This is a genomic window from Anabaena catenula FACHB-362 (assembly GCF_014698735.1).
Classification (GTDB): Bacteria; Cyanobacteriota; Cyanobacteriia; order Cyanobacteriales; family Nostocaceae; genus Anabaena; species Anabaena variabilis_A.
The window spans coordinates 58,848-72,656 of record NZ_JACJTQ010000018.1 but is presented as its reverse complement, the minus strand read 5'-3'; the positions used below and the strand labels follow the sequence as shown (position 1 = coordinate 72,656).

At 38.8% G+C, this 13,809-nt stretch carries 15 protein-coding genes; 10 read left to right on the top strand and 5 right to left on the bottom strand.

Annotated elements, in window-relative coordinates:
* Positions 1-129 precede the first annotated feature (129 nt).
* Positions 130-582: a hypothetical protein gene (locus H6G68_RS13390; RefSeq protein WP_190907090.1), complete on the bottom strand. Its 453-nt coding sequence runs from the start codon at positions 580-582 to the stop codon at positions 130-132.
* A 45-nt stretch (positions 583-627) separates the two neighbouring features.
* Complete coding sequence (gene csaB / locus H6G68_RS13385; protein WP_190907089.1) at positions 628-1,674, bottom strand: polysaccharide pyruvyl transferase CsaB; 1,047 nt, start codon at positions 1,672-1,674, stop codon at positions 628-630.
* Positions 1,675-1,766: 92 nt separating this feature from the next.
* Between csaB and H6G68_RS13380 the strand changes: the two genes are divergently transcribed.
* From H6G68_RS13380 to hisA, 3 genes are all read left to right on the top strand, one after another.
* Positions 1,767-2,102 carry a DUF2499 domain-containing protein gene (locus tag H6G68_RS13380; protein WP_190907088.1) on the top strand — a complete coding sequence of 112 codons (336 nt, stop codon included), beginning with the start codon at positions 1,767-1,769 and terminating at the stop codon, positions 2,100-2,102.
* Entirely contained in the window at positions 2,099-2,389 is a 291-nt protein-coding gene (locus tag H6G68_RS13375) for a DUF3593 domain-containing protein (RefSeq protein WP_190907087.1), read from the top strand. Before H6G68_RS13380 ends, H6G68_RS13375 begins: the two co-directional genes overlap by 4 nt.
* 81 nt (positions 2,390-2,470) lie before the next feature.
* Positions 2,471-3,244: a 1-(5-phosphoribosyl)-5-[(5-phosphoribosylamino)methylideneamino]imidazole-4-carboxamide isomerase gene (hisA, locus tag H6G68_RS13370; protein ID WP_190907086.1), complete on the top strand. Its 774-nt coding sequence runs from the start codon at positions 2,471-2,473 to the stop codon at positions 3,242-3,244.
* A gap of 268 nt (positions 3,245-3,512) precedes the next feature.
* Here the strand turns inward: hisA and H6G68_RS13365 are convergent, their stop codons facing one another.
* Entirely contained in the window at positions 3,513-4,604 is a 1,092-nt protein-coding gene (locus H6G68_RS13365; protein WP_190907085.1) for a hypothetical protein, read from the bottom strand.
* 95 nt (positions 4,605-4,699) lie between these two features.
* Positions 4,700-5,683 (bottom strand): coiled-coil domain-containing protein, encoded by a 984-nt coding sequence (locus H6G68_RS13360; protein ID WP_190907084.1) that lies wholly within the window; start codon positions 5,681-5,683, stop codon positions 4,700-4,702.
* Between the two features lie 507 nt (positions 5,684-6,190).
* Between H6G68_RS13360 and H6G68_RS13355 the strand changes: the two genes are divergently transcribed.
* From H6G68_RS13355 to H6G68_RS13335, 5 genes are all read left to right on the top strand, one after another.
* Positions 6,191-6,943, top strand: coding sequence for a winged helix-turn-helix domain-containing protein (locus tag H6G68_RS13355; RefSeq protein WP_190907083.1), 753 nt, complete (start codon positions 6,191-6,193; stop codon positions 6,941-6,943).
* A gap of 53 nt (positions 6,944-6,996) precedes the next feature.
* The gene (locus tag H6G68_RS13350) at positions 6,997-8,328 is read left to right on the top strand and encodes a sensor histidine kinase (protein ID WP_190907082.1); all 1,332 of its coding nucleotides are present in this window, start codon (positions 6,997-6,999) and stop codon (positions 8,326-8,328) included.
* 30 nt (positions 8,329-8,358) lie between these two features.
* Positions 8,359-9,027: a phosphate signaling complex protein PhoU gene (gene phoU / locus H6G68_RS13345; protein ID WP_190907081.1), complete on the top strand. Its 669-nt coding sequence runs from the start codon at positions 8,359-8,361 to the stop codon at positions 9,025-9,027.
* 577 nt (positions 9,028-9,604) lie between these two features.
* A complete protein-coding gene (locus H6G68_RS13340; RefSeq protein WP_190907080.1) occupies positions 9,605-10,198 on the top strand; it encodes a Crp/Fnr family transcriptional regulator in 594 nt (197 codons plus the stop codon).
* Between the two features lie 143 nt (positions 10,199-10,341).
* Positions 10,342-11,964 (top strand): iron uptake porin, encoded by a 1,623-nt coding sequence (locus H6G68_RS13335; protein ID WP_190907079.1) that lies wholly within the window; start codon positions 10,342-10,344, stop codon positions 11,962-11,964.
* A 135-nt stretch (positions 11,965-12,099) separates the two neighbouring features.
* On the opposite strand, the gene H6G68_RS13330 is transcribed toward H6G68_RS13335, so the two are convergent.
* Entirely contained in the window at positions 12,100-12,351 is a 252-nt protein-coding gene (locus tag H6G68_RS13330) for a hypothetical protein (RefSeq protein WP_190907137.1), read from the bottom strand.
* Between the two features lie 409 nt (positions 12,352-12,760).
* Here H6G68_RS13330 and H6G68_RS13325 point away from each other — a divergent pair, with 409 nt between their 5' ends.
* A complete protein-coding gene (locus H6G68_RS13325) occupies positions 12,761-13,372 on the top strand; it encodes a DUF3318 domain-containing protein (RefSeq protein WP_190907136.1) in 612 nt (203 codons plus the stop codon).
* Between the two features lie 85 nt (positions 13,373-13,457).
* The gene (locus H6G68_RS13320) at positions 13,458-13,796 is read left to right on the top strand and encodes a carbon dioxide-concentrating mechanism protein CcmK (RefSeq protein WP_190907078.1); all 339 of its coding nucleotides are present in this window, start codon (positions 13,458-13,460) and stop codon (positions 13,794-13,796) included.
* The last annotated feature ends 13 nt before the right edge of the window (positions 13,797-13,809 follow it).

Genomic DNA, 13,809 nt, shown 5'->3' with positions numbered 1-13,809 from the left:
ATATAGCCAAATCCAGCATCAAACTTAAATAATATTCGGCAACTATATCTATCTAAAGCTTCTTGAATATCTGGATGATCAAAGTCTTTAGAGTTTCTATTAATAAAGCAACATCTTTGTTCATTACAATTAAACCAGTTCCTCCAATTTTATGTGTCCGTGGTGAATAGCATCAAATAGACCTGAACTCACTAACCAATCCATATTTGGTGGAAGTAAATCAACAGATGGGATTGTTAATATTTGATGAAGCCAAGCAGAAACTATTAGCTCAAAACCTTCACTACTAATTTCATAGTTGGGAGTATATGCTTTAGGGTAATAAGGCTTAAGAAAAGGTTCAGGGTTAATTTCATAATCTGGCTCTATCAAATCAGTAGATAAACCTATGTTTTTCCACAAATAAAAATTATCTGGGAGTGCTAATAGAAAAAAAGGTGCTTCTGGAAGTAAACCATGAGCATACATATTGCGTCGCATTTTAGTAGCCCAAATTTTAGATGCACTCCGTTTATTTTTAACTTCCACTAAAAGCTGTAAATGTCCATCTTTTCTGTGTACTGCCATATCAGCATAATACATCTATATCACCTCATAACTAGGGCGTGACTAACATATTCTGAAATTTCATTTTAACGCTTCCTTCAACAAATCCCGATGCAAAAATGCTTCATTTACTAAAGATTTAATTTTCTCAGATGACAAAGATTCACCATTATTATAATAATCAATCCAAGTTTTACTAATTAAATCTACATCATCTGGTAAATCCTTTAAATCCCATCCAGGTATTTCTAAATCTTCCATTAATCGGTTTACTTTGGGGTCATAACTCAATGCAAAACAACGAGAACTTTCAGATGCTGCCATAATTAAACTATGTAGCCGCATTCCTATAGACATTTCTACACCGCAAAACACACCTTTTAAAAGTTGTGGATCTTCCAAACAGATAATTTTACTAACGTCTTGTAATTGAGGTTGAATTTTTTCAGCAATTCCTAAATCTTCGCTTTTTTGAAATGGCAATAATAAAATAAAAGCTTGAGTAGATTTTTGCAACTTAACTAAAGCTTGAGTTAAATTTGCTAACCGCGTTTCTGTAAGTTGAGGATGATTTCTTAAAGTAACCGCAATTCTAGGTTTTGGTAAATCTGCTAATTCCGGTACTGGCTTCGACTCTAACGCCCAAACCGGGTCTGGTGCAAGGATATGGGGTATACTCCAATCTGATAATAAACTAGAACTAGAGCGATCGCGCACACTCACTTTCATACAACCTGCAAAATTCCTCTTCGCTAAAAACCGAGTTTGGGGACGCAACAGAGGACCAATACCCTGTCCCCAAGCCACAGTTTTCAAACCCATAACTTGAGCTAACGCCATCAATCCGCCATAATAAAAAGGGCTAATCACGCTAGTTACATCTTGAATTAAACTCCCACCACCCCAAATAAAAGCATCACAAGAACGCAAAGCCTTGATTACCTGTAAAAACGCCATGCGGTTGTAACATTCCACACCATAACGCTGATGAGTTTCTTCAGGATTTCCAGAAAGCACCACAGGAGTGACATCAGGTGGTAGCATTTGCAGAAGTGTGGCTAACAAAGCTTCATCACCACCATTACCCTTACCGTAATACCCAGACAATAAAACTCGCATTTTCCCCATTTTGAATTTTAGATTTTAAATTTTAGATTTTGGATTACCAATTTTTTTAAACTAGTTATCTACTACTAACAACCGACAACTGACTATTAATTATGCACGCACTTTCGATTCCTACCTGGATAATTCATATTTCTAGCGTCATTGAGTGGATAGCCGCTATTTGGCTAATCTGGACTTATGGTGAACTGACAAAAAATCGTAGTTGGTGGGGATTATCCTTTGGTATGTTACCAGCTTTAATCAGCGCTATGTGTGCTTGTACTTGGCATTATTTCGACAATTCTGAATCATTAGAATGGTTAGTGACACTGCAAGCTACCATGACATTAGTTGGTAATTTTACCTTGTGGGCAGCAGCTTATCTAATTTGGCGTTCCACTAAGTCTGCAAACACAATTGAAGCACAATCTATGAAATCAGAACAATGATATCAAAAGAAACCCTATTTGCTCTTTCTCTATTTCCCTATTTGGGTTTCTTGTGGTTTATCAGCCGCAGTCCACAAATGCCACGTTTAGCCCTATATGGATTTTACGGCACATTGGTATTTGTCGCTGTCACCATTCCCGCCGGCATTTACGCCAAAGTTCATTATGGAGAACAGTTAGCTAATATAGACTGGTTACATGGTAGCGCAGAAGTCTTTTTAACTCTTTCTAACATCTTACTAGTCTTAGGTTTTCGCCAAGCAGTACAAGAATTAAGGAATAGGTGACAGGGAACAGGTGACAGGTGACAGTTAAGAAAGAATAGGGAATAGAAAGAATTACCAATTACCCATTAGCAATTACCAATTATGGAAGTAATACCCGCAATTGATTTACTAGAAGGTCGCTGTGTGCGACTATATAAAGGAGACTACGAGCGATCGCAAGTATTCAGCGAAAATCCTGTTGAAGTTGCGAAAATGTGGGCAGACCAAGGCGCAACCAGATTACATTTAGTTGATTTAGATGGCGCAAAAGCTGGTAAAATCGTCAACTTAGCCGCAATTGAAGCCATTAGAAATAATCTTTCTATTCCCATTGAAGTTGGGGGGGGATTGCGCGATCGCTCAAGTGTGCAACAATTATTTAATCTGGGTGTAAATTGGGCAATTCTCGGAACTGTCGCAGTCGAACAACCGCAGCTAGTCCAAGAACTTTGTCAAGAATTTCCCGAAAAGATTATCATTGGGATAGATGCCCGTAACGGCTTAGTTGCCACTCGCGGTTGGTTAGAAACATCAGCAGTATTAGCCACCCAACTAGCCACACAAATGCAAGAATTAGGTGCAGCAGCCATAATTTACACCGATATCAACCGTGACGGGACGTTAGAAGGACCAAATTTAGACGCATTAAGAGAACTCGCTGCGGCGATTTCCATACCCGTAATTGCTTCTGGTGGTGTGAGTTCCGTCACCGATTTGTTAAGTTTATTAGCTTTAGAACCTCAAGGTGTAACAGGTGTGATAGTGGGGAAAGCCTTGTATACCGGCGATATTATTCTCCAAGAAGGATTAAAAGCTATTGGACCAGGAAGACTTCAAGATATTCCTCCCAATTTAGATTTTTCTAACTTCGCTTAATAAGTCTCTCCGTAAAGCTGCACCAATTTCTGGAATGATTGAAATTCTTGGTGTAGCTAAAATCGTCACCGATTATACAGTTAACTTTTTATGTCTGATAAAAACAGCAATTCTAACCAAAATTCCAACCAAAGCCAGACAAACAAAAACACAAAAAATAAAAGAAGACAACCACCTCCAGGATTAGGAAAACCAAAAACAGAATAATTGCAGAATTCAGAAGTCCGTAGGGGTAAAGCGCAGTGCTAAACCCCTTTTTTTAATTAAGTTATTTATTTTTTACTTGACTTTTTGCTTGTTCTAAAGCTATTTCTTTAATAGCCTGATAGGAATTTACATTTGCAGTTCCTTCAATTGCTTTAACTGCTAAATCCTGAACTTGTTTGAGTGCAGATTCCAGTTGTCTAGAAAGGTTCTCAAGTCGTGTTTGCTGATTAGTAATCGTCAGTTCTAGAGATTGCAATCTTTGTTCATAAAACCGCTTTTGTCCTTCCACTTCTTTACCATATAAATCTGCTTTCACTTTAGCCTGATAACTAGCAATACCTTTACCTTCTTCCGTAGCTTTTTTAATCGCAGCTTCTTTTTCTTTCGGGAATACCTCCACCTTAGTTTTCAACTCTTCAAATTGTTTTTCTCTTTCAGCAATTGCTTTTTCTCTTTCAGTCCACTGTTTATCTGTTTCTTGTTGCAGTTCTTCTAATTGTTTAGATAAAAGTTTCTGCTGCTGTTCGTATTCATCACGCCAAAGTTTACGCTGGAGTTCTAAATCATATTTATACTCGGCTGTATCCCTTTGTCTAGTTCTGTTAATATTTTCATTGCGTTCCTTAATTGTTCGTTGATGTTCTTCCTGTTCTTTTGTCCAAGTGTTTTTAAGTTCTAATATTTCTTGAGATAAGACTTCATACCGTTGGTTATACTCTTCGTGATAAGCCTTTTCATTATTATCATAAGACGCAATAAGAGTATCTAAAATATTTTCAGATACCTCTAAGTTATGCAGTTGGGCTAATTGTTGAATTTCAGTTGTCACAGATTCACCAATTTCTGCCAACTTGGAAGCTTTTGTACTTAGCTGTTCTGACAATTCATTAGCAGCACTACCAAAACCTAGCTGTATTTTGGATAAGCTTTCAATAGTATTATTCATCTTTTGTTGAATGCTAGTAGTCTGAGTCATAGAGATTTTAGGTTCTGTTTTGGCTTCTGCTTTGGGTTTTTCTTGAGGAACAGATTGAGTTCCCTTTTGTGATTGTTCCAGTTGAGATTTCAGGGCTGTTTGTTCTTTTGCTAATTCTTCATAAGCTTGAAGAATTTCGGCTTTAGTATTTTTATCGTTCGGTTTTTTGACTGCCATTATAAACTTCCTAAAATTCAAAATTCACTAGGTCAAAAAAGAATTAAATCTCTTTCAAAGACTTAATTTATATCTCTGCGATTTTTAGTCACACTTTATTTACTATTAGAAGTATCAAAAGCCCTCATTGCTAAATCTTGAGCTTGTTTCAGTGCAGTTTGTAATTGAGCAGCAATACCTTCAATTTGCTCAGTTTGTTTAGTAATTGTTTCTTCCAGAGATTGAATTTTAAACTCATAACTCTGTTTAGTAGATTCCCATTCTTTTTCAAATAAATCAGCCTCAACTTTTGCTTTTTGGCTGGTGTCTTTAATAGCCTCTTCCCTAGCTTTCTTAATTGCTTCTTCCAGTTCAGTGGGAAATGTAGCTACTTTTTGCTGATATTCAGTTAATACAGTTTGACGTTCAGTAAGAATTTTTTCTCGTTCCGACCAGTCTTTATCTTTCTGTTGTGTACTTTCTTGGATTTGCAATTCTAATTTGCGTTTCCTCGCCTCATATGCATCTGTATTGAGTTTACGAGTGGTTTCTAATTTATATTGAAATTCCTCTTCTTCCTGCTGGCGTTCTTTCTCTAATAATTCATTGTAAGTTTGCAGTTTTTCTTCAAATTCTGTTTGCTCTTTTTGCCATTCTTTCCGTTTCAGAGCAACTTCTTTTTCTAATGCTTCTCGTTTATTTGTCGTATCTTGTTCTAAAACTTTTAATTTTTCTTGATGTTCTTGAGTAAAAATATCTAGAGTATCTGCTACAATTCTAATTTGCTGTAGCTCTTGTAGGCGTTGCGTTTCAATTTCTATCGCCTGATTGAGTTCATCTAATTTAGCATTTTCTTGAGCTAATTTTTCAGCAAGTGCATTGACTATACTGCCAAACTCTAACTGTAAATCTGCTAAACCTTTAACAATACTATCAACTGTGTAGGTAGAAGCTACTGCCAGAATTTCTTGGTTTTTAGCTTTTTCTGCTTCTTCTTGTTTAGTGGCTATTTTGGATTCTAGTGTTTTTCTTTCAGCACGAATTTGTTGAAATGCTTGCACAAGTTGTTGTTTGCTGTCTTTAATTGCACCTGTAGTCATCTTTCAATTCCCTGGAATAGGTAATGATTAATTGAGTAGTGTAAACGGCTCAAAGTTGAACTTCTATAAGATTGCGAAAAAACCCTGATGTGTAAGGGTTTAGCACTGCTAAACCCCTACCTATAAAATCACATGATTAAGCCATATGAATATATAACCTATGCAGACATAAGGTTAGCTTTTAGGCGATCGCTTGGATTACAGTAAAAATACTGAACAAGAGAATATATACATATCTTGTAGTCAAGATTTGTTAAGTTCAAGTTTCTTTGGTGAAAGTTATTAGTATTTTTGTACTAACTAATTCTACTCAAGCAATTTACTCTTGTCAAGAAGGAATCCAAATCATTTAAAATAATATACAAAGTCGTCAAAAATACTTGGACGCAGGTAGTCAATGTGATTTATAATATATTCGGTTTGTTATATACAATACAATTTACCAAAGATAAATCCACAGTCAAAGAATTATCGATACAAGCATAATCTCAACATATTTTGTTATCAATGTATACCAGCGAATTAACTAAGTATTCTGCTAAAGCGGATATCGGACAAACCAGCCGCATTCTAGTAGTGGAAGATGAAGAACTCATCCGGGAAATGCTAGTTGTGGCCTTGGAAGAAGAAGGTTATGGGGTAATTGCTGCTGCTGATGGACGAGCAGCCATAGAATACCTCAAAAGCTGCGAATCTAATTCTGGAGAATTGCCTTTTGATTTGGTACTTTTAGACTTAATGCTGCCGCAAATTAATGGACTGGATATCTGCCGTCTGTTACGTCATCAAGGCAACTCAGTACCGATTTTGATGCTGAGTGCTAAGGGTAGTGAAACTGACCGTGTGCTGGGTTTAGAAGTAGGCGCAGATGACTACCTAACTAAACCATTTAGTATGCGGGAACTAGTGGCTCGGTGTCGCGCCCTCATCCGTCGTCAACGTTTAAGTATTGTGCCGCAAGTCCCAATCCTAAAGTATAAAGATGTTAGCCTCAATCCCCAAGAATGTCGTGTACTGGTGCGCGGACAAGAGGTGAATCTTTCGCCTAAAGAATTTCGCTTGCTGGAATTGTTTATGAGTTATGCTCGACGGGTATGGTCACGAGAGCAATTGCTAGATCAGGTTTGGGGTCCCGATTTTGTTGGAGATAGCAAAACTGTGGATGTTCATATCCGGTGGTTGCGAGAAAAGTTGGAGCAAGACCCCAGCCATCCAGAATATATTGTGACTGTGAGAGGTTTTGGCTATAGATTTGGCTAATTGTTGGCGATAGTTGTTAGTTTTTAATAATTACACCGCAACTAACGACTCAAATGCTCTTATTAGGATTTTTTCTGGGTTTAGCAGTCGGACTGGGATTTTGGCTTTGGCAACAGGTTCAACTAAACGGCTATTTGGAGGGAGTACTCCAACCTTTAACCTCCCATTCTCATAGAATAGAGTTGCCATTGCTTGGTCGATTAAGGCAAGAAATATCAATGGTGAAGCGACAGCAGCAGGATTTGCAACTGTCCTTGCAAACTTACAAAGAATTGCTAGATTTTGCACCTTTGGGATATTTGCAAGTAGACGAAGAAAATCAGCTGCTATGGTGCAATCAGCAAGCGCGGGAAATGTTGCATCTGCAAAGGTGGCAAGCCGGACAGGTACGCTTGTTGCTGGAGTTGGTGAGGTCTTATGAACTTGATCAGTTAATTGAGCAAACTCGTGATTGGCAAAAACCCCAAGTGAGAGAGTGGGTTTTTCATCCCTCTCGTGAAAATGCCACAGCCATGTCAGAGTTAAAATCTTTGGCTTTACAGGCATCTAGCTTGCCTTTACCTAAAGGACAAGTGGGAGTATTCTTAGAAAATCACCAACCGTTGCTAGATATGAATCAGCAGCGCGATCGCTCTTTTTCTGATTTAGCTCATGAACTCAGAACCCCTCTCACTTCCATTCGTCTGGTGGCAGAAACCCTTCAATCTCGCTTAGAGCCGCCCTTCGACCGTTGGGTTAACCGCTTGATGCAGGAAGTTGATCGGCTGATTAATTTGGTGCAAAGCTGGCTGGAACTGACGCAAATGGAGACCAAGTCAACCATGCAATTGCAACTGGAAACAGTGGAAGTGCGATCTCTGATTGCATCGGTATGGGAAACGCTCGAACCACTAGCAAAGCTTAACTCCCTTAACATGACCTATTCTAGTTCCGAAAGCATCTGCATTAAGGCAGATAAATCGCGGATGTATCAGATATTTGTCAATCTATTGGATAACAGCATTAAATACAGCCCTCCTTCAACAACTATTCATATTGAAGCTAAATTGATAACAGCAAAAGAAATTTTTCCAGGCGATCGCAATTCTCAAATCTTGGAAATTAATATCATTGACTCCGGTGTTGGTTTTTCCCCTGAAGATCTACACCACGTATTTGAGCGATTTTACCGAGGGGACAAAGCGAGATATCGCTCCCCAGTGTCGGAAGGTAGTTCAACAACCGCTATTACCGGTAGTGGCTTAGGTTTAGCGATCGTCCGGCAAATGATTCTAGCTCATGGCGGTGACATTAAGGCTATGAATCATCCAGAAACAGGTGGAGCCTGGATGCAAATCCAACTCCCTGGAGTCATGGCAAACTCATCCCGGCAAGACTATAGTTAAAAAAATATATTCTATTTTGAGATTACAAGTGTGAAAGCTGTTGTTCATAATCCCAATCCTGAAAAAGCACAGCCAGATCGCGCCATCAGGCGATTAGAACGTGATGTGTTGCGTATGGGAGCTTTGGTGGAACAATCATTCCGTCTTAGTCACCAAGCATTATTTGCCCGCGACTTGACAGCGGCTGAGGAACTTCCCCGATTAGATAAAAAAATTGATCGCTTTTATAGACAAATAGAATCTGACTGTACATCGATTATGATATCCCAAGCACCTACGGCTCAAGATTTGCGTTGTCTAAGTGCTTTCATGCAGTTAGTACGAGACTTAGAACGGATCGGGGATTACGCCAAAGATTTAGCGAAGATAGCAATAAAAATTTTTCCTTATCCACCTCATGCTTCTTTACCAGAGATTGCCCTCATGTCTTACCATGCCCAGGCAATGTTAGCAACTAGCTTAGTAGCTTTGGCGGATTTAGATGAAGTTAGTGGGCTACGGATCAAATACTTAGATGATACTGTAGATAATGCTTACGACAAATTGTATCAAATTTTAGCATACCAGCGAGATGTCCCAGGCGTGATTGAGCCAATTCTACTCTTAACATTAGCAATTCGTTGCCTAGAGCGTATGGCAGATCATGCTACTAATATTGGTCAACGAGTGGCTTATATCGTCACCGGTCAACGCCATTAACAGTTATCAGTGAAAAGTTATTCAGTGATCAATTATCAGTCTGTTCACTGAATTTAATTTTTTACTGTTGACTACTTTTTCCCCTTTATAGCCAACGTATTAATAATAACATATAATTCAAACTAATAAGTTAACCAACATACATTTCACTAAAAGCTTACCTATTCTTAAACTTTCACCATTAAAGTATCAAAATATAAGTAACTCAACTTAGTTAAACACAAAATCTTTTTAGGCTTAGTATAGTCCTTGCGTCCATGGCTACCCTAAAAGGCTGAAAGTAAGTATGATTCTCAGTTGACTGTGTGTTACAAGTTTTCTTGCTAACACATCTTATTGTCTTGATAAATTGAGATACTTAGCTTAAATCAGTTAACCAAATAATTACTAATTCATAATTCGTAATTCGTAATTCGTAATTAAAGAGGGTTCAAGCCCCCATTGATTGTAACTACGAATTACGTTGGCGGTAGCCTCCGGTCGGCATTATTATCAATTACGAATTATGTTAACGATGTTGCCTAATGATTAATTATGAGGATACTTCATTTCAATTTATTATTTATCTAACATTAAAATGACGTATTCTACTACAAATCACACCCTAAAATCCACTATAAACAAGCAGTTAACCCAACATTTATTCACTCGTCGAGCAGTTATTCCAGTCCGAAAGGATGTACTGTGGCGTATTGAGCGAGGAATAGTTCGTACCTTAACCTGGAGTGAAGATGGAACATCAATTACCTTGGGTTATTGGGGCTTAGGTGATATTGTTGGCTATCCTTTATCAACAGTTAATCCCTATCAAATAGAATGCTTAACAAGTGTGGAAGCAACCATTCTTCCTCCTCATCTTTGGCATGAAGATATCGATGCTTTATTACGCCATATCCAGCAAGCCGAAGAACTTTTAAGCATATTACATCGTAAACCAACATCACTAAAATTATGGCAATTTTTAGTCTGGTTAAGTGAAAAATTTGGTCGGGATTTAGAACAGGGTAAATTAATTGATTTGAATGTTACTCATCAGGATATCTCGGAAGTTCTCAACACAACGCGAGTCACAATAACACGTCTGTTGCAGAAATTTGAAGAAGAAGGAAAGATATTACGTCATAAACGTAGTATCGTGCTGAATTTACCTACTCAATTAACCAAGCATTGAGTATTAAAGGTTAGCGGAGGGGGTTGTGCTAACTAGGAAGGATATTGTATAGTAGCTACAGAAAATTTATGTGTAAATTCTCTGATAGAAGAGAGACTTTATCATAACTTTGAGTTTGTTTAGGTGTGAGAGAGATTAAAAACATGACCAAACTATTTTGGAATGTTCTGAAGGTCAGTCCAGTTATTGCAGCCACTTTCCTGTCTGCTAACAGCGCTTTGGCTGGTGAAGTTAACGAACAAGCAACAAGCGTTGCTCAGTTATCCCAAGAAGCTAACAACATTGGTCAGGTAACATCCGTTTCTCAGTTTTCCGACGTGCAACCCACAGACTGGGCGTTCCAAGCTTTACAGTCTTTAGTTGAACGCTACGGTTGTATTGCTGGTTATCCTAACGGTACATACCGTGGTAATCGTGCCTTGACTCGGTATGAATTTGCAGCTGGTTTGAATGCCTGCTTAGACCGGGTTAATGAACTGATTGCTACAGCTAGTGCTGACATAATAAACAAGCAAGACTTGGCTACCTTACAGCGTTTGCAAGAAGAATTTTCTGCTGAATTAGCAACTCTGCGTGGTCGCGTAGACGCACTAGAAGCTCGTACCAGTGAACTAGAAGCTAATCAATTTTCCACCACCACCAAGCTGAAGGGTGAAGCGATTTTTGCTGTAGAGCAAGCTTTTGGTGATAAGAGAGCAGACAACGGTGCTGACTTGGACGCAAATACAACTTTCTCTAATCGAGTGCGGTTGAGTTTAGAGAGCAGCTTCATGGGTACAGACAAGTTGCAAATTCGTTTAAACTCAGGAAATATCGTCCAAAATAACGGTACAACCGGCACAAGAATGACCCGTTTGGCCTTTGCAGAAGACACTGGAAACAGTGTGGAAATTGATAAAGTCAACTACGCTTTCAACTTTGGTGAAAAGATTCGCGTCAAGGTTGATGCTACAGGTGCTGAGTTGTACGAAAACACTGATGTTTTCAACCCTGACTTTAGGAGCAGTGGTTCAGGTTCTATCTCCCGTTACGGACGTTTCAGCCCCATCTATCGCCAAGGTTCAGGTGGTGCTGGTCTGACTGTAGAATTTAAGCCTAGCAGTGCATTTAGCTTGAGTGCCGCTTATTTAGCTCCCAGTGGTGAATTATCCAATGGGAATGATTTTGGGCCTAATATACCTACAGACAAGAATGGGATTTTTGATGGTAATAGTACCATTTTTGGTCAGTTAGCCTTCAAACCTAACAAAGCTTTCAATGTTGGTTTAACCTACGCTCGGACTTATCAACGGGGTGGTTCAGTAGACCTTTTTGGTAGTACTGGTAGTAGCACAGGAACTGTTAATGCCCGTAGACCATTTGGTAATGACGCTACCACATCTGACAACTACGGTTTACAAGCTGCGTTCAGCCCTAGCTCCAAATTGACTCTTGGCGGTTGGGTTGGTTATACCACTGCACAAAGTGAAATTGATAATCAAGATGCAGACCTATTTTACTGGGCTGCTAACGTGGCTGTGAAAGACTTCGGTAGAGAAGGCAACACTTTAGGTCTGATGTTCGGTCAACCACCTAGAGTTACTGGTGGTAGTAATGGTATTCAAGAAGAAGACGGCACTTCTTACCATATAGAAGGTCTGTACAAGATGAAGATTTCTGACAACATTCTTGTTACACCCGGTTTGTTGGTAATTCTCAACCCTGAAAACAACGATAATAATAGCGCAATTTACGTTGGTACACTTCGTACCACCTTCAGTTTCTAAGATTGCTTAGGCGAATAAAATTCGCATCTACACAAACTAAGGTATAGTTAGGTTTTTTGTGTAGATGCAATCTTACATTACCTTTACAGATGTAGAGATGTTTCATAAAACGTCTCTACATTGTTGTTTAAAGGCTCATTTTTGTTCAGACAAATTCGTTGGGGGGGTAGGGCGATCGCTACTCCATGCCCACCAAGCACAACCACAATGACAATGGTAGAATTCTTGCCACTTGCGACGATGATCTGCTGTTGTTACAGGCGATCGCCTATTTAGCCAAACCTCTACAGCTTCTCGACTAGTTGAGTGACATTTGGGACAGCAAAACTCATAGGCGTGAAATGCCTGATTTGTCCATTCTGGCGGAGTGGGAGCAAAAGCATCCATGTAAATTATATGTAAATAATAAAAGTCTAACCTTAGTAGTAATTTAATATACATACTATTATAGGAATAATATTTGATTTTTGAAATATATGTAGGGTGGGCATTGCCCACCAAACCCCAGGGGAAACACATCTAAATCTGATTAACAAAATACAGTTTTAATGTATTGACTAAGAAATCCGAATTTATCGTTTGATTGATTTTTTCAGAGTCATAGTGATGGAGTAAAGTATTGTCAATAAATAGGCATTGATGCAAATATTTTAGCCGTTATTGAGAATACTTTGCCTTTATTGATAAGATGGGTTTCGCCTGCACCAAATCCTTGCTAAGGTGGGCAATGCCCACCCTACGAGACTTAAAATTTTTTCTTAAAATTTTTTAGAGATTATGCCTAATAATTAATATGATGGAGCCAAATATTGAAATTCGCCGTTTGTTAGATGTAATGCCTGCTTCTGGGCGGATGATGACGAAAATCGTCAGTAAAGTAGAGCAAAAAAAGGTCATAAATGCTGATTTTCCCTTACCCTGGAATCAGGAAAGACCGATTTATATTAATTTTGATTTATGGCGACGCTTGACGAAACCGCAACGAGATTTACTGCTGTTGCATCAGGTTAGTTGGTTAACAGGAGTAAAGTGGCTGCAACCAGATATCTATCAGGGTGTGGTGTTAGCAGGGTTGTTAGGTGGAATAGTGGAAGCCACTCAGTCTGATTTAGTGGGTGTAGTGATAGCTGGGGGATTAAGTACTTTAGCGGCTATTCGCATTTGGCGCAGTAACCAATCACAAGAGTCACAGTTAAACGCTGATGTAGCCGCCATTCGTGTCGCCCAACGCCGGGGTTACTCAGAAACGGAAGCAGCACAGCATTTGTTAACCGCCATTGAGACAGTAGCCAAAATTGAAGGACGTACTGGGTTAGATTTTAGCGAATTAATTCGTTGTCAAAACCTGAGAGCAATAGCACTTTTGTCACCAGTGGGTATACCTGAACGGGAGATAGGTAATGGGTGATTGGTAATTGGTGATTGGTAATTGGTGATTGGTAAAGATTTTTAATAAAAAAAAATTATTAATTTTGAATTGGAGAAAAACAACATTGACATTAGCACTGGGCATGATAGAAGTATACGGCGTTCCCGCAGCAGTGGAAGCAGCTGACGCAATGTGTAAAGCAGCCCGTATCACTTTTGTTGGTTATGAAAACACTGATTTAGGAAGAATTACAATATTGATTCGTGGTGAGGTGGGTGAAGTGAATATGGCAATAGATCAGGGACTAGAATCAGTTTTAAAAGTTAATGGTGGCGAGATACTTTCGCATCATATTATTCCTCGTCCCCATGAAAATTTAGAATCTGTTTTACCCATTCATCAAAGTGCAAATATTCCTCGTTTCAATGCTGATATTCGTTTTCCTCCACCGTTGAGTAATTAAAGCTTTTAACCTG